This is a genomic window from Sphingomonas sp. 179-I 2A4 NHS (assembly GCF_045369135.1).
In the GTDB taxonomy this organism is placed as follows: Bacteria; Pseudomonadota; Alphaproteobacteria; order Sphingomonadales; family Sphingomonadaceae; genus Sphingomonas.
This window is the reverse complement of record NZ_JBIQFL010000013.1, coordinates 12,415-35,073: the sequence shown is the minus strand read 5'-3', so window position 1 is coordinate 35,073 and position 22,659 is coordinate 12,415. Positions and strand designations below refer to the sequence as shown.

Genomic DNA, 22,659 nt, shown 5'->3' with positions numbered 1-22,659 from the left:
GCGTTATTCGAACAAAATTGAGTTGATGGTCGTCCCATACGTCGGATCGTCGTCAAGCTGTTGAGCATTGACCACACGGTTCCAGTTAAACTACTCCTACAAATAAACACCCGTCATAGAACTGATGATGGACGAAGGGGAGGGGAAGTAGTGACATCGCGACTGGATCGGATTGGCGTTGCTGCGCCGATGAAGCAGGCCGTTGCGGCGCTGCTGCTCGCTACCATGCCTTTTCCGAGCGTTGTCGCCGCACAGGAGTCGCGCGCCGAGGCTACTGTTTCGGTACGCGCTGATCAGCCAGGCCCGCAGATCGCGCCAGAAGTCTTCGGCCAGTTTGCCGAGCATCTCGGCACGGGCATCTACGGCGGCATCTGGGTCGGGCGCGGCTCGCGTATTCCGAACGACGAAGGCTATCGGCGTGACGTTCTTGCCGCGCTGAAGGCGATCAACGTGCCGATGGTTCGCTGGCCGGGCGGCTGCTTTGCGGACGAGTATCACTGGCGTGACGGGATCGGCCCGTCGAACAAGCGGCCGGTAAAGGTCAACACTAACTGGGGAGGGGTGAACGAGGACAACAGCTTCGGCACCCACGAGTTCATGGGTTTTGCCGAGCGGCTGGGTGCGAAGAGCTACGTCTCGCTCAATGTCGGGAGCGGAACGCCGGCCGAGTCGTCGCAATGGGTCGAGTACTTAACGGCACCGAGCGGCACGACCGTCCTGGCGAAGGAGCGCGCGCGCAACGGCCGCGCGGCGCCGTGGCAAGTTGCGTATCTGGGGATTGGCAACGAATTGTGGGGCTGCGGCGGCAACATGCGCGCCGAATATGCCGCCGATCTCACGAATCAATATGCTCAGTTCGCCAAGGCAGGTGGTCAGAAGCCGCTGAAGATCGCCAGCGGCCCGTCCGACGCGAATTACGAGTGGACCGAGACGATGATGAAGCTCTCGGGCAAGCACATCGACGGGCTTGGACTGCATTTCTACACCCGCCCGCGCGACAAGAACTGGGAGGACAAGGGCGCGGCACTCGCGTTCCCCGAGCGCGAATGGGCATCCACACTCGCGCACACGCTGGAGATGGACGAATATATCACCAAGCACAGCGCCATCATGGACAAGTACGACCCTCAGAAGCGGGTGATGCTGGCGGTGGACGAGTGGGGCACCTGGTACGATCCGGCGCCTGAATCCAACCCGGGGTTCCTGCAACAGCAGAACTCGTTGCGCGATGCGCTGGTGGCGGCCTTGAACATCCACATTTTCGCCAAGCACGCCGACCGTGTGCGGATGGCGGCAATCGCGCAGATGGTGAATGTGCTCCAGGCAATGCTGCTTACCGATGGCGCGCGCATGGTGAAGACCCCGACCTATTGGGCGTTCGACCTCTACAAACCGTGGCAGGGCGCGACGACACTGGCGGCTGATGTCACTTCGCCCTGGTATCATAAGGACGAGTTCGCGCTTCCGGCAGTCAGCGTCTCGGCGGTGCGTGACACGGGGGGCCGGGTGCATGTCGCGCTGGTCAATATCGATCCAAACCGCGCCGTGCCTGTGTCTGTCAGCCTGAGCGGCGTGCAGCCGGCTGCCGCCAGTGGCCGCATCATCACCGCGGCAGCGATGGATGCGCACAACAGCTTCGATCAGCCGGATGTTGTGGCGCCTGCCCCCTTCACTGGAGCGCAATTCGGTAACGGGGCACTCACCGCGACGCTGCCCGCCAAGTCGATCGTGGTGCTCGAACTGCGCTGAGCGGCATGGTCGACGCTTCCCGCCTGACGCGCCGGGCGGTGCTCGAAGGCGCTGCCGGTACCGCGGCAGCGCTGACACTTCCGATCCCGGCTTCAGCAGCGATCACGCTTCAGCGCGACAGCCTGCTGTGGTACACCCGCCCTGCCGCGACCTGGACCGAGGCATTGCCGGTCGGCACCGGGCGGCTCGGGGCGATGGTGTTCGGCGGCGTCGAGCGAGAGCGGCTGCAGCTCAACGAGGCGACGCTGTGGACCGGCGGGCCATACGACCCGGTAGCGCCTGGCGCCCGGGAGGCGCTGGACGAGGTGCGGCGCCTCGTTTCGGCGGGTGACTATGCAGCGGCACAGGCGCTTGCCGACAAGGCGCTGATCGGCCGCCCGCGGACGCAGATGGCCTACCAACCGCTCGGTGACCTGTTCATCGAGCTGCAAGGCCATGATGCTGGCGACGTTTCGGCATATCGGCGCGAACTCGATCTCGACTCGGCGGTCAGCACCACCTTTTTCAGGCGGTGCGGGGGGAACTTCACGCGGGAGGTCTTCGCGGCCGGGGGCGACGAACTGATCGCGCTGCGCATCGCCGCGGACCGGAGCTTCGATCTAGCGATCAGCCTGCGTTCGGCGCAGCCGGGCGCGCGGACGGTGTCGCAGCGCGGGCTGCTCTGGCTGACGGGCAGGAACGGCGCGCGTGCGGGGATCGCGGGAGCGTTGCGCTTCGCGGCCGGTGCGCACGTCGCTGCAGACGACGGCAGCGTCGCCACTGACGGAGACCGCCTGGTGGTGCACGGCACGCGCTCGATCACGATCCTGATCGCGATGGCGACAAGCTACAGAAGTTTCGATGACGTCAGCGGGGATCCCGAGGCGGCGTGCCGCGCGACGCTCGATCGTGCCGCCCGCCGTTCGTTCGAGGCCATCCGCGCCGATGCCATCGCCGCGCACCAGCAATTGTTCCGCCGTGTGCGGCTTGACCTCGGCCGTACGGCGTCCGCCGATCGGCCGACAGATGAACGCATTCGCGCTGGCGCCGCTGGCGATCCGGCGCTGGTGAAGCTCTATTTCGATTACGGCCGGTACCTGCTGATCGCCTCGTCGCAGCGCGGCGGCCAGCCCGCCAACCTCCAGGGCATCTGGAACGAGGCGGCCGATCCGCCCTGGCAATCGAAGTACACCGTCAACATCAACACGCAGATGAATTATTGGCCGACGGACGTCACCGCGTTGCCCGAATGTGTCGCTCCGCTCGTCGAGATGGTGCGCGATCTGGCGGTTTCCGGCGCCCGCACCGCGCGCAAGATGTACGGTGCTCGGGGCTGGGTGTGCCACCACAATACCGATCTGTGGCGCGCCACCGCGCCGATCGACGGTGCGCAATGGGGCCTATGGCCGATGGGCGGCGCCTGGCTCGCTACCCATCTATGGGATCATTACGATTTTGCGCGCGACCTCACGTATCTACGCTCGGTCTATCCATTGATGCGCGGCGCGGCGCTGTTCTTCCTCGACACGCTTCAGGACGATCCCGCCACCGGCGCGTTAGTGACCAATCCCTCGCTGTCGCCCGAGAACACGCACGCGAGGGGAGCATCGCTCTGCGCCGGGCCCGCGATGGACAACCAGATCCTGCGCGACCTGTTTGATCAGGTCGCCCGCGCCGCCACGCTGCTCCGCACTGATCGTGCGCTTGTGGATGAGTTGCACGCAGCCCGCGCGCGCCTCGCGCCTGATCGCGTCGGCGCCGCGGGGCAGCTTCAGGAATGGCGCGAGGACTGGGACATGGCGGCACCTGAGCCGCAGCACCGCCATGTGTCCCACCTCTACGCGCTGTTCCCAAGCTACCAGATCGACCCGGATCGTACGCCTGCGCTGGCCAACGCCGCGCGGCGCTCACTTGAGTTGCGCGGCGACGAGTCGACTGGCTGGGCGACCGCTTGGCGCGCAAACCTCTGGGCGCGGCTGCGCGACGGTGAGCGGACGTACCGCATTCTTGCTTACCTGCTCGGCCCAGAGCGGACTTATCCCAACCTGTTCGACGCGCATCCTCCCTTCCAGATCGACGGTAATTTCGGCGGCACGCGCGCGATCGCCGAGATGCTCTTGCAGAGCAGGGATGATGAGATCCTGCTGCTGCCCGCGCTGCCGCGCGCGTGGCCGGCCGGCAGCATTGCCGGGTTGCGCGCGCGTGGCGCCGCCGTCGTCGATCTCAGCTGGGGATCCGGTCGCTTGATTGAAGCGACCGTCACCGCACAGGACGGGGGTCGTCGCGTGATCCGCCACGCCAATACGGTGCGCGAGGTGATGCTGCAGCCCGGTCGGCCGCTGCAACTGCGCGGACCGACGCTTGAAATCGCACCGGGGGCTCTTGCGTCCGGAAAGGAGATCACAGCATGATCCGGACCCTTGTTTTAGCCAGCGCGGTGCTGCTCGGATTCGTGTCGCCTTGCTGGGCACAGGTCGCTACGCCGGCGCCGCCCGTCGTCCCTGGCGCGAAGCCGGTGACAGTGGAGCGCATTACCGTTCACTCGCCCGCAATCGAGGGCAATTTGGAGGGCGAGAGCGCTGACCGCGAGGTCATTGTAGTGCTGCCGCCGAGCTATCGCACCGCGTCGCGTCGACGGTACCCCGTCGTCTATGCGCTGCATGGTTATTCGATCGGCGCGACACAGTGGATCGGTGAAATTCATGTACCGCAGACGGTTGAGGGCGCGTTCGCCAAGGGCGCGCGCGAGATGATCGTCGTGCTGCCCGACAGCAAAACCGTTCACAACGGCTCCTTCTATTCGCGTTCGGTGGCGGTGGGGGACTTCGAAACATTTATCGCGCGGGATCTCGTCGCCTATGTCGACGCGCACTATCGCACGCTTCCCAAGCGCGAGAGCAGGGGGCTTACAGGGCATTCGATGGGCGGCTACGGAACCGCGCGCATCGGCATGAACCACGCTGACGTGTTCGGTGCGATCTACATGCTGAGTCCGTGCTGCCTCTCGGTGCGCGCGCTCGGCACGCCCGATCCGGCGCAGGAGCAGACGCTGCGGGCCCTGCGAGCGCCGGCGGACAGCGCTTCGTTGCCCTGGCTGCTGCGCGCGCAGCTCGCAACGGCGGCGGCCTGGTCACCGAATCCGAAGGCGCCCCCGCTGTTCCTCGACCTGCCCGTGAAGGACGGTCAGCCGCAATCGGACGTGCTGGCGCGCTGGGCAGCGAACGCGCCGCTGGCAATGCTCGACCAGCACGTCGCTGACCTGCGACGCTACCGGGCGATCGGCATCGATGTTGGCGATCGCGACGGCCTCAAGGACGATGCGCTGCGGCTCCACGAGGCGCTAGACCGCTACGGGATCGCCAACCGCTTCGAAGTCTATCCGGGCGATCACACCAGCGGCGTCGCGACGCGCTTCCAGGACGTGGTGCTGCCGTTCTTTTCCGGCGCGCTCGCGTTCCCTCACTGAGCGCCGCCGTCAGCGCAACAGGGCGGCGTCAGCCCAGGTGGCGGGTTGCGTTGGCAGGTCCGGCCGAGCGCCGGCACCGCGCGCGACCAGTTCGAGGATGCGCACCCCGGTAGTGTCCGCAGCCAGCAGCTCTGCCGGTTCGCCGAACGCCTTGGCAGGCGAGCGGGCGAGGAGGCGACCGTCGCCCCATACCTCGAAGGTAATCGTCCCCGCGGCAGGCAAGCCAGTGTCGTTGACGCCCACGCGCGCGGTGAAGCGCCGAAAATCTGCGTTGCGCACCTCGAGCCGCGAGCCCGCGAGCACCCCGATCCCCGTATCGTATTCGGTGCGCGCTACCCGGAGCAGCTTGCCATAGGGCGCCCGGTCCGCCTCGGCGCCGCCCCAGCCGGCATATTGGACATGCTCGCCGCCGCCGCGGGTGCCGATCCAGGGTGTGATCGAGCGGTGAATCGTTGGGTCGGCCTCAGGTAGCAGGACGCCATCGAATGCCGGATTAACGCGGCCGGGCTGCTCCGAGAGGTACACGCCGTCCGGCAGCCGCCGCGCGCCCGTGGCGCGGAACACGATCGTCTCGTGCGGCGCTAGTGTGAGCGGAAGCTCGCCGCGGAAGCGGTGCTCCTTGCCCGACCAGAGATCGCGCAGCGCGACATCGCGCGTCGGCAGCATCTTGAGGTGCCCGGCGGTCAGCACGACATCGACCGGGGTCGCCGTCCGGTTGAACAGCGCCACCGCCTTGCTGCCGTCTGCGAGCGACTTGACGAAGAACTGCGCCTGATCCGAATCGTAGGCGAGCACCGCCTGGTTGCCTGCAGCGTCCTGGTTGAGCGCGACGATTTCGCGGTTGCCGAAGATCGTCAGCAGCGCAGGCGTCAGCTTGCGCAGGTCGTAGCCGATGATCAGCGGCGAATTGAGGATCGACCAAAGCGAGAAGTGCGATCGCGCCTCGGTCAAGTGCGCCTCATCGAACTCGCCCGAGCCGACGAACAGCATGTCGGCATCGTTCCAAGAGCCTGGATGAGCATAGAGCGCACGATGCGTCACGGTGTCGAGATTGGTGAGCATACGCGCCCACACTGGCTGAATGTCGTCACTGGTGCGTGACATGTTGCCCACGTCCTTGCCCCAGCTGCGCACGTCTGCCGAGCCCCACAGGCAGAGCGAGAAGACATAGTCGCGGTGGCCGGCATGGCGGCGGATGGCAGCGCCGACCGCTTCGTATAATGTCCGTACAGCGCTTATGTTGGTGTCGCCCAGCGACTGGGTGTCGATCAGCGGCGGCAGCGCGCGGTACAGCCCCGCGCGGACCCGTGGCGCCTCGGCGGGCAGCCCGCGGACGCCGCAGCCATCGACCTTGATAAGATCGAAGTTCCACTCGGCGAAGAATAGGCGGATGTCCTGGTCGACGTGGCCGTAGAGTCCCACTTCGCGCTCAGCGACGGTGCCTTCTGGCTGGTTCTTGAAGTCGGGCGTGTAGATCTGGCCGCAGCTGTTGCGGCCGATGTCGGAATAGATGCCGGCCTTCAGCCCCATCGCGTGCAGCCGGTCAGTAAGCGGGCGGAAGCTAGGGTCGGTGCCGGTCGCAGCGGAGGGGAAGCGCGCCGTGCGGATGATAAGCCGGCCATCCGGCTGGCGGCGCTTCAGCCACCAGCCGTCGTCGATGTTGACGTAGCGATAGCCCAGCCGGGCGAGGCCGGTGTCGACCAGCGCTTTGGCGGATGCGAGCACCTTCTCCTCGTCCACATCGCTGTTGAAGGCGTTCCAGCTGTTCCAGCCCATCGGCGGGACCGGTGCGTGGCCGGCAGTGTTGGCGCTCCAGCGGCCGGTCGGCGCCAGCGGGTCGCCAGCTGCGGACAGCGGCAGCACCAGCGCCGCCGCGCAAAGCGCCACGCGGCGGATCACCGCGGCAGATCCAGCGCTTCGGCGACCGTGAAGCTGGCGGTGTGCCCTGCGACACCCGCTCCGGGCTGCCCCGAGCCGACGCTTACCTGATAGTCACCGGTGAACACGGAACGCTGCCCGTCCGGCGCGACAGCGCTCAGGTCGCGCGGGGAAAGCTCGAACGTCATGTCACGGCTCTGACCGGGCGCGAGAGAGACGCGCTGGAACCCGCGCAGCGCGAGATCGGGTACCCCCGGCTTCTGCGGAAAACGCAGATAGAGCTGTGTCACCTCGTCGCCGGCGCGCGCGCCGGTGTTGGTCACGCGCGTTGTGACCCGGATGCCCTTGCCCGCGTCACCGCGGACCGGGGTCACCTGCAGCGGCGCGTAGCCGAAGCTCGTGTAGCTCAGGCCGTGGCCAAACGGGTAGACCGGCGTGCCGCGGAAGTAGCGATAGGTCCGCCCCGCCATGCGATAATCGTCAAAGGGTGGCAGGTCATCGATGCTGCGGTAGAAGGTAAGGGGCAGGCGACCCGCCGGGTTGGAGCGTCCTGACAGGATGTTGGCGATGGCCGTGCCGCCCGCCTCGCCGGGATACCAGGCCTCGAGCACCGCTGCGGCATTGTCCTTGGCCCACGCCAGGTTGATCGGGCTGCCGTTCATTGCCACCAGGACGATCGGCTTGCCGGTGGCGCGCGCCTGTTCGAGCATCGCGAGTTGATCGGCGGGTAGATCGAGCGTCGTCTTGTCGCCCCCGGAGAAGCCCGGCACCTTAACCCCTGTCTCCTCGGCCTCAAGGTCAGAGGTGAGGCCCACCACCGCAACGAGCACGTCGGCCTTATCGGCGGCTGCCTGCAGATTCGCGGCGGGGTTCGGCGATACGCGCTTCCACATCAGGTTGGCGTCGTTCCCGGTGATGCGGAAGGGATAGCGATGGCCACCCACGAGCTTCAGCGTCGTCATGGTGGGAAGATCGTTCCACCGGGCCTTGGTTCGGTCGGAAATCACACGGCCGTCGAGCGTCAGTGTCGCTCCGCTGCCCGACAGGCCGACGCGGTAGCTGCCGCTTTCCGGCGGCATTAGGAAGCCAGACCATTCGGCGCGGTGAACGTCGGCGACCTTGGCGAGCTCGAGGTTGCGATCGCCCACGTCGGGTTCCACGCGGGTGACGACAGGCTGGGCTTGGTACTTGATCGTCGCCAGCAGCTTTTCCCGTGTGCCGGGCGCGAACTTGGCGGGGGCTGGCGTCTCGGGATTAAAATAGCGGACCAGCACGCCCGGCCGTCTGTCCGGCGTCAACAGCGCGGTCGGTGGCACGCGATCGCCGTCGGTGACTGACTCGCCGAACGGGACCAGGGATACACGATCGGTTCCGAGCGCGGTGCGCAGGCCTTCGAGGACGGAGACGGGAGGGCCAGACAGCGGCGAGGAGTAATTGCCGCGCAGCACCCGCGTCGCGTCCCCGAGCGGCCCGATTACCGCGACGCGCACACCCGGTCCGAGCGGGAGCACGCCCGCGTTCTTCAGCAACACCATCGACTTCTCGGCCGCTGCCACTGCGAGCTGCCGATGCGCGGGCGAGCCGACCGCCGAAGCCGGCACCGCGGCCGGTGCCTTGGCGAGCCCAGGAAGGTCGCCGTTGCGATAGCGCGCGGCGAACAGCCGCACGAGGCTGTCGTCGACATTGCCCTCGGTGATGAGGCCGCGCGTCAACGCCTCGCGATAACGTTCCTCCAGACCGGCGGTGTCGCTCAGCGTTCCACCGTTGCATTCGTTGTCGACGCCCGCGCGCATCGCCGCGGCGACGGCGGCGGCTGCGTCCGGCGCATATTTGTGGTTGTCGGCGATGTCGCGCACCGCATCGCAGTCCGACACTACGTAACCGCGAAAGCCCCAGGCGCCGAACAGATGATCCTTGAGCAGCAGGTCGCTGGCGCAAGCCGGCTGGCCGTCGATCCGGTTGTAGGCGCACATGACCGATCCAGCGCCCGCGTCCACGATCGCGGCACGGAACGCGGGCAGGTAGGTATCCTCGAGGTCGTGTGCGGAAACGAAGACGTTCGCCTCGTGGCGCGTGCCCTCAGGGCCGCTGTGAACCGCAAAGTGCTTTGGCGTGGCGATCACGTTGGGGCGATCGGGGTCGGGGCCCTGCATGCCGCGGATGAACGCGCTGCCCACCGCGGCGGTCAGGAACGGATCCTCGCCATAGGTTTCCTGCCCGCGGCCCCAGCGCGGATCGCGGAAGATGTTGATGTTGGGCGACCAGGTATCGAGCCCGGTCCCCATTCGGCCCAGCCGCCCGGTCTGGCGCCCCAGGGTGTGCAGCGCGCGCACCTCGGTGCTCACCGCTGCGGCGACGTCACGCACCATGTCGCGGTCGAAGGTGGCGGCGAGCCCGATGGGTTCGGGGAAGTTGGTCGTCGCAAGCGGCCCCAGCGCTCCGTGCAGGGACTCTGTCCACCAATTGTAGGCGGGGATCTGCAGCCGCGGGATCGCTGGCGCGACGTTCAGCAGCTGCGGCAGCTTCTCCTCAAGCGTCATGCGGGCGACAAGCTCGCGCGCCAGTCGGCTCGCCTCGTCGCTTCCTTCGGGGCGGGGGGCGATGGGCGCTGTCTCGCGTGCCAGTGTGCCGGTCGTCGTCACGAGCGCGGCGGCGGCGAGCAGCACCGCCTTGCATCCATGTCGCATCAGCATCTCCCCCTGCTGAACGTCGCTGGCGTTAGCGGACCGGCACCTCGAAGGTGCCGACCGGTAGCGGCGTTTCGTCGGTCAAATTGGTGGCGGGCACGTCCGCCCAGGCATAGCGTACGCGCGTGACGGGGCGGCCGTCGGCAGGCAGCGTGATCGCGCTGCCGTGCACCGTGCCCGAGGCAAAGCGGCAGGTGCGGGGGGCTAATTCGCAAAGCTCGAAGCCGATCGCGCGATCAGATCCGGTTGCGTGTAGCGCGCCGGTGACGCCCGTGAAGCGCAGGACGATGCTGCCATCGGTGGCAAGCCTAGCGTCGGCGATAGCCGGTCCCGCGGGAGCCTCTGGCTTGCCATAGAGCGCTGCACGCATCGCCCGTGCAAGGCGCAGGCCGACGTGGCGTTTCTCGCCGGGATGAATGTCAAACGGATCGCCAATGTCATGCGTGACGGCAAGGCCGGCGTGCGGATCGGCGGCCGCCACGCGACGCTGCGCGTCGCGGATATATCCCCAGCCACTCTCGACCGGTGTGCTTGCCGGGTCGCCGTAGGAGGAGAGCTGCACGATTCCCGCGGCCGTGCGCGCGGTGCCAAAGCGTTGCCGCCAGTCGGCGATGAGCGCCGCCAGCCGGCGATCATAACCGGGAATGTCGGTGTCCGACTCACCCTGGTACCAAGCGATACCCGCGAGCCGGACCGGAGCGAGGGGGGCGATCATGGCGTTGAACAATGTGCCCGCGCCGTTGATGTCGTCCCATGCAACGCGCGGCGCGCCGCCGCCTACTGGCTGGGCGACCGCGTAGCGCCAGCCGTCTCCCAGCGGAATGATCGACCCGTCCGCGAAGATGAGGCGCATTGCCTGGGCCGGACCGGTCATGCCGCCGTTGGCATAACCGTCGTCGACGTTGACGGTCAGCACGTTGCTTCCCGCGCGCAGGGCACCCGGTGCAAGACTGTAGACGCGCTGCTGACCCGGCTGGCTGCTGCCGCCGACGCCGCGCCCGTTGAGCCAGGTACGGTCGGCATCGTCGACTGCGCCGAGCATGAGTGTCGCGGGCTGCTTCGCCTGCGCCGCCGATACCTCAACCTCGCGCTGGTACCAGATCATGCCGTTGTAGTCGGCGAGAGCGGGGACGCCCCACGCCTCGAAATTGGTGATTGCGGGCACCGGTTGCCAGTCGATCGTGGCACTGGGTTGCCATGGTTCGGCGCCCGGGGCATCGCCCGAGGTGCTGCGCCACCACGCCTCCCAGGCGGCGCCCGCCTGTGCGGTCTCCCCCGCGGGGTCGCGCCCGTAGCGGGTGAGTTGATCAGCCTGGGTCGCCATACCCGCCGCACGAAGCGCACGATCGCTCATCCACGCGCTGATGCGGGACCCGCCCCAACTCGCGTGGATTGCGCCGATCGGCACCGTCGCTGTCCCGCGAAGCGACTGCACCATGAAGAAGCATGCCGCCGAGAAGCGCTGTGCCGTCTCGGGGCCGGCAATCGACCATTCCGGCTTTCGCGCGAAGCGGCGCTGAGGGGTTATCGCGACCGCGCGATCAACCGTCAGGAGGCGCAGCCCGTCGTCGACGGGGGGGCGTGCTTCGGGGAACAGAGCCTGCGCCTGATCGACGCGCAACTCCATGTTGCTCTGTCCCGAGCAGAGGAAGACGTCCCCGACAAGGATGTCGCGCGCCACGGTCGCGCCACTCGCCGCAGCAACGGTAAGATCGAACGGCCCCCCAGCGGGCAGCGCGGGTAGAAGGACGGAAAACCGCCCGTCGCCGTCGCTCGTCGTGGTTGCGACCTGGCCGCCGAGGGCGACCATCACCGACTCGCCCGGGGCGATCTCGCCCGACACGGTGATCGGCTGATCGCGCTGCACGACCGCGTGATCGCCGATCACCCCATCGAGCCGCGGCGCGGCGGCGATGGATGGGGCGGCGAGGGCCAGCGCGACGAACAGGGCAGGTTTCAGCATCAGGGGAAGGGCGCTCGCTCAATCAGATCGATTTCAGGCCGTGGCGGGCGATCCGCTCCAGCAGGTCCCGGTGGCGGGGAAGGGCTGTGATCATCCGATCGGTCTGCGCCTTGTTCTCGCGGCGCGCACGCGCGGCGACGGCGATTTCCTCGTCGAGCATGCCGGGTATCAGCGCAGTGCGTGCGCCCATGCCGTAAAGGACATATTGGTAGCTTGCGGCGGGAAATACCTCCTCGACCCGATCGAACTCGTCGTGCAGCCACGGCGACTGGAACTTCCACAGCTCCATCAACTCGCGTAGCCGATCGCTCATCGTCTCGGTGCGGACGTTGTCGCGCCAGAAGTCGGTGTCGGTGCGCTGAGTTAGCGCATAGTGAAGCTTCAGGAAGTCGACGATGCGCCCCCAGCGATAGCTTGTGGTGTCGTTGAAGCGACGCGCGACGGTGTCCATCACCTCACGGCAGGCGGGCAGCTGCTCCGCGATCAGCTTGGCCGATAATTCGATGAGCACGATGGCGGATGCTTCGAGCGGCTCGAGGAATCCCGCGGCGAGGCCGACGGCGACGCAGTTGCGCTCCCAGAAGCGCTCCCGATGACCCGATCGGATCTTGAGCTGCCGAACGGGCAAGTCGGCGCCCGCGCCGCCGAGATACGTGCGCAGCTCCCGCTCGGCCTCTTCGGCGCTGATGTGGCTGGACGAGAAGACGTGACCGACACCCCGGCGGGTGGGCAGCCCGATATCCCAGATCCAACCCGCCGATTGCGCGGTCGACATGGTATGCGAGGCGACGGGATCGTCGGGATTCGCGTAGGGCACCTGGATCGCAAGTGCGGTGTCGCAGAACAGCTCCCCGCCACGCGGGAGGAACGGCACGCTCATCGCGCCGCCGATCAGCAGCGCGGCGAAGCCGGTGCAATCGACGAACAGATCGCCCTCAATTGCAATTCCCTGTCCGGTGTCCAGCCCGGCGATATCACCGTTTTCGGCCATCCGCACCTCGGTCACGTCAGCCAGCACGTGGCGCACGCCAAGCTGGTCGCAGCAATGCCGCTGAAGGAAGCTCGAGAATTTGCCGGCGTCGAGGTGATACGCGTAGTTCGCAACCGCCTCGAACTCGGGCGTCGCCATCGTTTTGGGGCCAAGCCCCTGGTCGCAGATCCGGCCCTGCGAGGTCACGGCGTCGCAGAAACTCTGGCCCTCTTCATTCGCCAACCAGTGCGGCGCCAGATTAACCTGGCCGAAGTTCTGCGGCAGCATCAGCGGGTGATAATAGCCGTCATCGGCGGCGCCCGTCGTCCAGCGGTTGAAGCGCGCACCCTGCTTGAAGGCGGCATCGCACTCGCGGAGAAATGCGGTCTCGGAGATGCCCATCTTGCGCAGCGTCGTGCGCAGCGTCGGCCAGGTACCCTCGCCAACGCCGATGATCGGGATGTTGGGGGATTCGACCAGCGTGACGGTGAAGCCGTGCGGGCGACGCGTCTGGTGCTTTGCCGCGATGACGCCGGCGGTCAGCCAGCCGGCCGTGCCCCCGCCAACGATCACGATGTTCTGTACGGGCTTCATCACCGAACCTCCGGACGAAAAAACTGGCGGGCCAGGACATGCCAACCCGCCAGGAGGGGAGACTCAGAAGCGGTAACGCACTCCTAAGGTGTAGCGCCGGCCGTAGTCGAACACATCCAGAAGCTGGTTCTCGAACCTGCCGTGTGAGCTCTGCCGGTTGTTGTTCAAGTTCAGCACCTCGCCGAAAACGCTGAAGTTCCTGTTTATATCGTAGCTACTCGAAAGGTCGATCTGGAAGCTCTCATTGATGAAGGTGGGCTCAGCGCCAAATGACCCTGTATTCTGGTTCTGGCCGAACTGGAGCAGATATTTGTCGCGCCAATTGAGCGCGGCGCGGATCTGGAACCCGTTCTTGTCGTAAAAGCCGACGAAGTTGGCGGAGTTCGCTAGGCCGGTGACGGCGAAGCCACTCTGCGAAATGTCCTGATCGTCATAGGGCTTGTTGGTATCGACCAGTGTAGCATTCGCCTGGAAACCGAAGCCGCTATCGCCGAAGACATGCTGCCAGGCCACCTCAATACCGCGCACCGTCGCGTCTGGCCCGTTGACCTGCTGCGACACCGCGAAGCTTGCTGGCGCGTTGGTAGTCGGATCGATCACGCCGTTGATCGTCTGGCGGGTCACGCCGCCGACGATGAAGTTGCTGACGTTTTTCAGGAAGGCATTGACCGAAAGGTAGGAGTTCCGCTGATAGTACCATTCGGCCGCGACGTCGAAATTGTCTGCCAGGTACGGTAGCAGCGCCGGATTTCCGCCGGCCGCCGTCAGCGCATTGACGCGCTGGCCAGTGCCGACATTAAGCTGCGGATACAGGAGGTTAAGAGTCGGGCGCGTCAGAGTGCGCGACGCATCGAAGCGAACTAGCAACTCCGGTGTGATCTCGAGCCTCAGGTCGATGCTCGGCAGCAGATAGTTGTAGTTTGACTTCGAGGTCAGCGCTTGTGGTTGCGACAGGACGACTGTCAGCAGTGTCGGGTCTGCCACGCTCGTCAGGATGCTGATCGGCACCGTCCCGTTGCCGTTTGCGGTGATGTGCGTGTTCTCGTTGCGGATCCCCGCCGAGAAGAAAAATGGCATCCCCGCGATTTCGGTCTGGAAGCTGGTGGTGAGGAACAGCGCCCACGTCTTCTCGGTGATGTCGCGGACGCTGCCGGCGTCCAGCGCTTGGGTGAACCGCCCGGTGAAGCCGCTGACCTCCGGGTAATTGAACCCGGGGATGTTCTGGGCCTGCGGATTGCCAAGGCCACTCAGATAATTCTGATAGTCGACCGGGCTGAACAGGAATACCGACGGCGGCAGGCTGCCTTTGAAGCCGGGAATGAAATCGTTGAGGCTGATCGAGCCCCGGTAGAGGCTGCTCGGCAGCGGCGCGATGCCGGTGGCACGACCCGAAGGTGCACCATAGCCTGCATAGGCCTGCCAGAAGTTGTTGACGAAGGTGCTTTCGTTCCGGAAATTGAACTTGTCCTGATAATATTGCCCGCCGAGCCTGACTGACAGGTCTTCCTGCTTCCAGGTGGCGACGCCGCGGAACTGCCACAGTTCGTCCGTGTTGCGCTGCGTCTGGTTGACGGTGACGTGCGAGCCGATGAGCGACGTGTCCGCCCAGCGCGTGCTGTCTCCGGCCGGACCGTAATTGCTGAGCGAGGGGAAGCTGTCGCTGCTTTTGCCGGGGACGGTGAAGCGCGAATTGGAGCCCAGCAGGCCACCATAGCCGATATCGGCGTTCAGGCTGCCGATGACGTCGCCCGGGTTGCGCCAGCTTTTGGCGTAGGCGCCGTCCGCCTCGAAGGTCAGGTTCTCGGATGCGTCGTACTTGACGTTGAGGCCCGTCTGGTTCGTCTGCAGGATTTCCTTGTTCAGCGCGGAGGTAAAGTCAGTCGGGCTGCCGGCCTGCGTGAAGTCCACGAAGGTTCCGTTTTCGTCGACCGTCACGTTGCGCAGGTCTGACTGATTGAACCACACGCCGAACGCATAATTGTTCTGGGTCACCTTCTGGCGCGAGAAGTTGTTGTCCAGCGTGATCATGAGATCATCGTTGGGATGGAACTGGAAAGAGACGCGGCCGTCGAAGCGCTCGTCCTCGACCCGCTGTTGCTCGGCGCCATATTGTTGCGGGAACCAGCCGACCAGGCTCTTGTCGGCAAGCTGTTCGGGCGTACAGCTTGCGGTGGTCTGGCAAGGGGCATAGCGGCCGCCGGGCCATCCCGAGACATAGACGCGGTTGGTGTCGGTGTCTCGGCGGGTATAGATCGCGCTGGCGAGGACGCCGAATGTCTCGGCGTCGTTCGTGCTGCTGATCAGCAGGCCGGCGGTGGGCACCACCCGATCCGCCCGATCCTGAAGCGACCCCGATGCGGTCGCCGCCAGGCGGAAGCCCGGATGATCAAACGGGTTAGGGAACTGGATATTGACCGTTGCACCGATCGAGCTCGCCGCCAGCGACATGTCGGGGGTCTTGAGGACGCTCAACTGACCGATGAAGTCGACGCCGACGGTGCTGAAGTCGATCTGGCGACCGCCGGTCGCGGTCGAAATACGGCGACCGTCATAGAGCGTTGTGTTGAAGTCGCCACCGAAGCCGCGGACGGTGATGCCGGTCGGCTCGCCCCGGGAGCCCGAGCGCTGGATCGAGACGCCGGGCAGGCGCTGGAGCGACGCAGCAACGTTGGAATCTGGAAATTTGCCGATGTCCTCGGCGGAGATGACGTCGACGACACCGATGGCCTCGCGCTTGACGTCAAGGTTGCGCTGCAGCGACTCGCGCAAGCCCGTTACAACGATATCGGCGCCGCCGCCGTCGCTGATCTGATTGCCCGGCGCGCCGTCCGGCGCGGTCGCCGGATCCTGCGGCAGGCCTGCCTGAGCTGCGGTGGTTGTGTTGGCGGTCACTGGCACCGCGGGCTGCTGAGCCGCGGGCTGGCTTGTGGTGCTGCTCTGCAGGTTGCCTTGGCTCTGCTGCGCTACGACCGGTGTCGTCCAGGCGAGGGCAATAAGCCCGGGCGCATAAGCCAGCTTCATCGCGCGTCGGCCCCGCGACGCGAAAGCACCAATGCGGTGGCAATCAACCATCGTATCCAATCCCCTCCGTTGGATCGTCCCTCCCTTTTCGTGCGGGAGATTTACGATCACGCATTGCCGCACTGGCATTGACCTGATGAAGGCCCAGCCCTTACGTTACCGCTCACATTACACCACCCATTCGACGATGCAACCATTTGTCTGAGTGATGAATGTAGAATGGCGGCGAAGACTGCCAAGTATTGTGTCCCAAAGGAGAGCACCCGAATGCCTTCGCTAGAGTTGCTTAATTCGCGAACCCACGCGGAGCTCCGTCTGACGCGCCGTCGGGACGAGGGCCGGCATTTTGCGCAAATTGTGGCGACCGAGTTCCTGCTCGCCGCGCCCTATTATCCTATTCTCTTCACCAAGCGGCCCGATACAGGAGCATTCTACGCAGGGGTGTTGATGGGCGTTGAGCCTGGGCAGAACCTGCACGCGGTGGATGGACAACTGCCCGACTACCGCCCTGCCGATCTCGAGCGGCAGGGTTTCTTCGTCGATGGTGATCATCTGGTGATTGACCGCGAGCACGCGGTGTTTTCCGACCCGGCCGGGCAGCCGCTGTTCGAGCGCGATGGCGAGCCAACCGACGCGCTGCGCCGGGTGCAGTCGGCGATAGGCAACTTACACCAAGGGCTAGAGCCGACCGACGCGCTGATCCAGCGCTTTCTGGACTACAAGCTGTTGGAGCCGATCGACATTTCCCTGAGCTTCGACAACGGCGAGACGCTCAGGCTCGACGGGCTCTACACCGTCAGCCTGGATCGTCTGCACGCCCTTCCTGACGCATCGGTGCTGACGATGTTTCGCTGCGGAGACCTTCAACTCGCATATGCGCAGTCCGCCTCGGTCCGTCACCTGCGGACGCTGGCACGGCGTCGCAACGACAGCCTGGTGAACGTCCCGCGATGAGCACTCCGATCAACCACGTAGATCCGGCCACACTCGCGAACGCGGGCACCTTCCGGCAGGAGGTGATGGAGGCGTGCCGTCCCGTTCTCATGCGCGGCGTGGCGAGCGGGTGGCCGCTGCTCGCGGGCGGGACCGACTGCGTGATCGATCACATTCGGCGTCACGACGCAGGAAATCCCGCGGAGATGTTCATCGGCAAGCCGGGGATCGGCGCTCGATATTTCTACGACGACGAACTGACCGGATTCAACTTCGATCGCGAGACGTTGCCGGTCAGTGATGCGGTTGAGCGAATAGTCGCCACGGCCGACGAGCCGGGCCAACCGAGCATGTACATGGGCTCGTTGCCATCAGAGCGGTACCTGCCCGGGATCGAACGGGCGACGCCGCTGCCGTTCCTGCCGGAGAACGTCAGGCCGCGGTTGTGGATCGGCCACGCGTCGACGATCGCCTGCCACTATGACACCAAGGACAATGTCGCCGTCGTGGCCGCGGGACGTCGACGCTTCACGCTCTATCCACCGGACTCCGTTGGCGATCTCTATGTTGGTCCGATCGACCATACGCTGTCGGGTCAACCCGTAAGCTTCGCCGCAGGATCGCCTGGGGGCGATCCACGCTACCCGCGGTTCGAACGTGCTCGGGAACGCGCCCTGGTAGCCGAGCTAGCCCCTGGTGACGGGATCTACATCCCCAAGCTCTGGTGGCATCAGGTAGAAGCGTTGGGCGATCTGAATGTACTGGTGAACTTCTGGTGGGACGACTTCGCCGCCGGAATGGATCAGCCCTATATGACGATGCTTCTGGCGATGATCGCCATTGCCGAGCGACCCGAGGGCGAACGCGCGGCGTGGCGGGCGTGGTTCGATCATTATGTCTTTCGGCCAGAGGGTCATCCACTGGCATTCTTGCCGCCCGAGCGGCATGGGATCCTCGGTCCGCTGGCGGGCGGCAACTACGGGCGCATCCGGAGCATCGTGATGCGGGCGCTGCGAGGAGGATGAGTGATGACGATTACCGGCGTCGCCTGGTCACCGAACAAAGGCAACGCGCGTCGATGAGCTTATCCGAGCCGAATGTCCGTTCGAAGCGACGTGCACGTCATGGCGCACCGACGATCAGCGACGTGGCAAAGCGCGCCGGCGTTTCGTCCATGACGGTATCGCGTGTCATCAACGGCGAGAGTAACGTGCGCGACACGACCCGCGAGGCAGTGATGGCTGCGATCGCCGCGCTGAACTACGCGCCCAATCCTGCGGCGCGCAGCCTCGCGGGGTCGGCGCCCACGCGCATCGGAATGCTCTACAGCAATCCCAGCGCGGGCTTCCTCGGCGAGGTTCTGCTCGGCAGCCTCGAACAGGCTTCACGCGCCGACGTCCAGATCATCGTCGAGCGTTGTGAGCCCGGCCATGACGAGCTTGAGGTGGCGCGGCATCTGATCGCCGGCGGTATCGACGGCATGCTTCTGCCGCCGCCGCTCTGCGAAAGCGGCGCGATGCTCGAACTCCTGAAGCGCAGCGGCGTGCCCGCGGTCGCCGTAGCCACTGCCTGCTCGGGTGCGCCGCTCGCTGTTGGCATCGACGATCGAGAAGCGGCGTTGCGCATGACGCAGCATCTAATGTCGCTCGGACATAGGCGGATCGGGTTTATCGCCGGCGATCCTGCGCTGGCGGCGAGCGGTCGACGGCTGGATGGGCATTGTGCCGCGCTCGCCCAGGCTGGAATCGCTCTGGACGATTCGCTGGTTGTCGACGGGCGGTTCACCTATCGCTCGGGGCTCGATGCGGCGGAGCGACTGCTCGATTTGCCCGAGCCCCCGACCGCCATCTTTGCATCGAACGACGACATGGCCGCCGCCACGATCGCGGTCGCGCATCGCCGTGGCATCGACGTACCCGCCGACCTCACCGTGTGCGGGTTCGATGACACGCCGTTGGCGACGGTGATCTGGCCGGAACTCACCACGATCCGTCAGCCCATCGCCGACATGGCGCGCGTCGGGATCGAGATGCTGGTGTCGGTGCTACGGCCGCAGAAGCCAGCGGCAGCGAGTCTGCACCGCCTGTTAGACTTCGAGCTGATCCGGCGCCAATCCGACGCTGCGCCGCGCGTCCGGCCCAAGAAGCTCTAATCCAGCAAGCGCGCTTGACGCGCCATCCGTGAATGATAGCGTTACCATCGTTGTCAGCGAGAAACCCGGCGGCCGTCACTTCGCACAAGCCGGGCATCGCAAGGGAGGATTACGATGACCGACACTTTGCGGGCGGAAATCGCCGGCGACTCCAGTTCGATAAACCATGGTCTAATCGCCATGATTGTAGCCGTTGCCACCATCGGCGGCTTCATGTTCGGCTACGATTCCGGCGTCATCAACGGCACGCAGAAGGGCTTGGAGGCCGCGTTCGATCTTGGCCGGCTCGGGGTCGGGATCAACGTCGGCGCCATCCTGGTCGGCTCCGCCGTGGGCGCCTTTGGTGCAGGGCGGCTGGCGGACCGGATTGGTCGGCGCGGCGTGATGATGCTCGCCGCGATACTGTTTCTCGTTTCGGCGCTGCTCGCCGGTGCGGCAGGCGGCTCGGTGGTGTTCATCATCGCGCGCATAATCGGCGGCCTGGGCGTCGGCGCGGCAAGCGTGATCTCGCCCGTCTACATCTCCGAAGTTGCGCCGGCGCATCTCCGCGGACGCCTTTCTACCCTGCAGCAGGTGATGATCATCACCGGGCTTACCGGCGCATTCGTCGCGAACTACGTGCTGGCCCGATATGCTGGTGGCTCGACCGCCGAGTTCTGGCTCGGCTATCCTGCATGGCGCTGGATGTTCTGGCTCCAGTCGATCCCCGCGCTGATCTACCTGTTAGCGTTGACTTCTATCCCGGAGAGCCCGCGCTACCTCGTCGCCCGCGGGCGTGACGCAGAAGCGGCCGCAGTGCTCACGCGGCTGGTCGGCACTGCGGAGGCGGAACGCAAGGTGGCCGAGATCCGCGGCAGTCTCGCTGGTGACCATCACCGCCCCAAGCTTTCAGACCTTGTCGACAAGAGCACCGGCCGGATCCGGCCGATCCTCTGGGCGGGCGTCGGCCTCGCAGTCTTCCAGCAGCTCGTCGGCATCAACGTGGTCTTCTATTATGGCGCCACACTGTGGGAGGCGGTCGGCTTTTCGGAAGAGAATGCGCTTCAGACGAACATCCTCTCGGGCGTGCTCTCGATCGCTGCGTGCCTGTTCACCATCGCCACCGTCGACCGGATCGGGCGCAAACCGCTGCTGCTGATCGGCTCGGCTGGCATGGCGGTGACGCTGGCGGTGGTCGCTTTTGCGTTCTCCACCGCCATCACCGGCGCCGACGGGGCCGTCAGCCTGCCTGGCTCGTTCGGGATCGTCGCGTTGGTCGCGGCCAATCTCTTCGTCATCATGTTCAACATCAGCTGGGGCCCGGTGATGTGGGTGATGCTGGGTGAAATGTTCCCGAACCAGATCCGTGGCTCCGGCCTCGCCGTGTCGGGTTTCGCGCAATGGATCGCCAACGCCGCCGTCTCGGTCAGCTTTCCCGCACTCGCTGTCTCACCGGGGCTGTCGGTAACCTACTACGGCTATGCCTTCTTTGCGGCGGTGTCGTTCTTCTTCGTCCGCCGGATGGTGACGGAGACGCGCGGGCGCGAACTCGAGGCGATGCACGGCTGATGCTCTGCAGCGCGGAGCGGCGGCCTCGCAGCCGCTCCGCGCTGCGGTGATCATCCAATCAATTTGGGGTTCAGCGCACTCACGCGCGTAGCGGGCTGGCCTCCGACACCGGCGGCGAAGGTGAATACGTCCCCCGCCATCGGCTGTCGCGCCCGTTCAGCGGCGTCCAAGCCCTTGCGGGCCGTAGTGACGAAAGCGGTGCGCCCATCGTTGCCGCCGATGACAATCTTGGTGACGTTGGCAACGGGAAAGCGCACTTCGTCCACCTGCCGCCCATCGGCGGCGTAGCGGCGGACGCACCAACCGCCGAAGAAGCCGACCCAGAGGAAACCGTCTGCATCCACGATCGGTCCGTCCGGGAACCCCAGCGTCCGTACGTCGACGGACACGAAGGCCTGGGTACTCGTGATCGTACCGTCCTCGTCGATGTCACACCGCCAGATGGTCCCACTAAGCGTGTCGCAATGGTAGAGCGTGCGCGCGTCAGGCGACAGCGCAGGGCCATTAGTGATGCAGATGCCGTCGATCGCCCGCACGATGCCGCGCCCGTCGGCGCGATAGATCGCGCCGCTTGGCGCAGCTTCGGCATCATCCATCGAGCCGAACCACAGGCGCCCAAGCGGATCGACCGTTGAGTCGTTCAGGCGGATACCCGGCCGCTCCGCTTCGACCGCCGCCAGCGGCGCGAAGCCACCAGTGCCGGGATCGAAGGTGTGAAGACCGGATTTCAGCCCGGCGATCATCGTGCCGTCGGCGGCAGGTTGCACCCAGCCGACCTGGTCCGGGGCAGACCATTGCTCCAGCGCAGCTCCTGGCCGGTGTCGGTAGATCGCTTGTTCCTTGATGTCGACGAACCACAGCGCGTCATCGCACCACAGGGGGCCCTCGCCCAACGTGGCGCCGACCTTCAGATAGTGCTGCGGTTCTATCGCCATCCCGCATCTACCCAGTAATTGTGGCCGGTGCACATCCGCGCGTCGTCGGAAGCGAGGAAAAGCGCCATCGCGGCGATGTCGAACGGCTGGACGCGCCCGTCCAGGCATTGCGCCGCGACGATCTGCGCTTCGCCTTCGGGAGTGTACCATTTCTGCTGGCGCGGCGTTTGGACGTTGCCCGGGATGATCGCGTTCACCCGGATGTTCTCACGGCCCAGGTCGCGTGCCAGACTTCGCGTCAGCCCCTCTATCGCTGCCTTGGCCGTCTGGTAGAGGATCAGGTCGGGCAAACCGAGGTGCCAGCTGATCGACCCGAAATTGATCACTGAGCCGGCGCCCGCCAGCCGCAGCGCGGGCACCGCGGCCTGCGTGACGAAGAACAGGTGGCGCAGGTTAATCGCCATGCGATCGTCCCAATACGCGGGCGTCACCTCCTCAGGCCGATGGCGATCGTCATTGGCGGCATTGTTGACAAGGATGTCGAGCCCCCCGAGCGCGCCGATCAGTGCTGGGACGGCTTTGGCAACGTCGTCGAGTTTGGTGAGGTCAAGCTCGCAGAACCGCGGCGGATGAACAGTCGTCCCGGCGAGCCGCTCGGCCAGCGCCATCCCATGTTCCGGCAGCAAATCGACGAACGCCACACGCGCACCCTGCGCGACAAAGGCTTCCACAAGCGCTGCTCCGATCCCTGACGCACCACCGGTGATCAGCACGCGCTTATCGCGGAGTGAAGGATAGATGGCGCAGCGCGCAGGATCGGGCAGGTCGGCCAAGGAAATCTCCG

Annotated in this window: 14 protein-coding genes; 7 read left to right on the top strand and 7 right to left on the bottom strand. The window is 65.7% G+C overall.

Annotation, left to right across the window (positions count from 1 at the left end; all coding sequences use genetic code 11):
* Nucleotides 1-189: 189 nt before the first annotated feature.
* The 3 genes from ACH0CP_RS16470 to ACH0CP_RS16460 are packed head-to-tail and all read left to right on the top strand — an operon-like array spanning nucleotide 190 to nucleotide 5,194.
* Nucleotides 190-1,749, top strand: a complete 1,560-nt coding sequence (locus tag ACH0CP_RS16470) for an alpha-N-arabinofuranosidase (RefSeq protein WP_406889818.1) — start codon at nucleotides 190-192, stop codon at nucleotides 1,747-1,749.
* Nucleotides 1,750-1,754: 5 nt separating this feature from the next.
* Entirely contained in the window at nucleotides 1,755-4,139 is a 2,385-nt protein-coding gene (locus tag ACH0CP_RS16465) for a glycosyl hydrolase family 95 catalytic domain-containing protein (protein WP_406889783.1), read from the top strand.
* Nucleotides 4,136-5,194 (top strand): alpha/beta hydrolase family protein, encoded by a 1,059-nt coding sequence (locus tag ACH0CP_RS16460; RefSeq protein WP_294442513.1) that lies wholly within the window; start codon nucleotides 4,136-4,138, stop codon nucleotides 5,192-5,194. The genes ACH0CP_RS16465 and ACH0CP_RS16460 overlap by 4 nt, the downstream gene beginning before the upstream one ends.
* 9 nt (nucleotides 5,195-5,203) lie before the next feature.
* Here ACH0CP_RS16460 and ACH0CP_RS16455 read toward each other — a convergent pair whose 3' ends face one another.
* The 5 genes from ACH0CP_RS16455 to ACH0CP_RS16435 form a co-directional block, all read right to left on the bottom strand.
* The gene (locus tag ACH0CP_RS16455) at nucleotides 5,204-7,093 is read right to left on the bottom strand and encodes an NPCBM/NEW2 domain-containing protein (RefSeq protein WP_406889785.1); all 1,890 of its coding nucleotides are present in this window, start codon (nucleotides 7,091-7,093) and stop codon (nucleotides 5,204-5,206) included.
* The gene (locus ACH0CP_RS16450; protein WP_406889820.1) at nucleotides 7,090-9,759 is read right to left on the bottom strand and encodes a glycoside hydrolase family 3 C-terminal domain-containing protein; all 2,670 of its coding nucleotides are present in this window, start codon (nucleotides 9,757-9,759) and stop codon (nucleotides 7,090-7,092) included. The genes ACH0CP_RS16455 and ACH0CP_RS16450 overlap by 4 nt, the downstream gene beginning before the upstream one ends.
* Before the next feature lie 31 nt (nucleotides 9,760-9,790).
* Entirely contained in the window at nucleotides 9,791-11,722 is a 1,932-nt protein-coding gene (locus ACH0CP_RS16445; RefSeq protein WP_406889787.1) for a sialate O-acetylesterase, read from the bottom strand.
* Between the two features lie 22 nt (nucleotides 11,723-11,744).
* On the bottom strand, nucleotides 11,745-13,286 hold the full coding sequence (locus ACH0CP_RS16440; RefSeq protein ID WP_406889789.1) for a tryptophan halogenase family protein: 1,542 nt from the start codon (nucleotides 13,284-13,286) through the stop codon (nucleotides 11,745-11,747).
* Between the two features lie 63 nt (nucleotides 13,287-13,349).
* Nucleotides 13,350-16,307, bottom strand: coding sequence for a TonB-dependent receptor (locus ACH0CP_RS16435; RefSeq protein WP_406889791.1), 2,958 nt, complete (start codon nucleotides 16,305-16,307; stop codon nucleotides 13,350-13,352).
* A 219-nt stretch (nucleotides 16,308-16,526) separates the two neighbouring features.
* Here ACH0CP_RS16435 and ACH0CP_RS16430 point away from each other — a divergent pair, with 219 nt between their 5' ends.
* The 4 genes from ACH0CP_RS16430 (at nucleotide 16,527) to ACH0CP_RS16415 (ending at nucleotide 20,940) form a co-directional block, all read left to right on the top strand.
* Nucleotides 16,527-17,261, top strand: a complete 735-nt coding sequence (locus ACH0CP_RS16430) for a SapC family protein (RefSeq protein ID WP_406893930.1) — start codon at nucleotides 16,527-16,529, stop codon at nucleotides 17,259-17,261.
* On the top strand, nucleotides 17,258-18,265 hold the full coding sequence (locus ACH0CP_RS16425) for a cupin-like domain-containing protein (RefSeq protein WP_294444299.1): 1,008 nt from the start codon (nucleotides 17,258-17,260) through the stop codon (nucleotides 18,263-18,265). The genes ACH0CP_RS16430 and ACH0CP_RS16425 overlap by 4 nt, the downstream gene beginning before the upstream one ends.
* Nucleotides 18,266-18,318: 53 nt before the next feature.
* Nucleotides 18,319-19,392, top strand: a complete 1,074-nt coding sequence (locus ACH0CP_RS16420) for a LacI family DNA-binding transcriptional regulator (protein WP_294444298.1) — start codon at nucleotides 18,319-18,321, stop codon at nucleotides 19,390-19,392.
* Nucleotides 19,393-19,506: 114 nt separating this feature from the next.
* Nucleotides 19,507-20,940: a sugar porter family MFS transporter gene (locus ACH0CP_RS16415; RefSeq protein ID WP_406889795.1), complete on the top strand. Its 1,434-nt coding sequence runs from the start codon at nucleotides 19,507-19,509 to the stop codon at nucleotides 20,938-20,940.
* A 50-nt stretch (nucleotides 20,941-20,990) separates the two neighbouring features.
* On the opposite strand, the gene ACH0CP_RS16410 is transcribed toward ACH0CP_RS16415, so the two are convergent.
* Together ACH0CP_RS16410 and ACH0CP_RS16405 are read right to left on the bottom strand one after the other, a co-directional pair.
* Nucleotides 20,991-21,875: an SMP-30/gluconolactonase/LRE family protein gene (locus ACH0CP_RS16410; RefSeq protein ID WP_406889797.1), complete on the bottom strand. Its 885-nt coding sequence runs from the start codon at nucleotides 21,873-21,875 to the stop codon at nucleotides 20,991-20,993.
* Entirely contained in the window at nucleotides 21,866-22,648 is a 783-nt protein-coding gene (locus tag ACH0CP_RS16405; RefSeq protein WP_406889799.1) for an SDR family NAD(P)-dependent oxidoreductase, read from the bottom strand. Before ACH0CP_RS16405 ends, ACH0CP_RS16410 begins: the two co-directional genes overlap by 10 nt.
* Nucleotides 22,649-22,659: the final 11 nt, after the last annotated feature.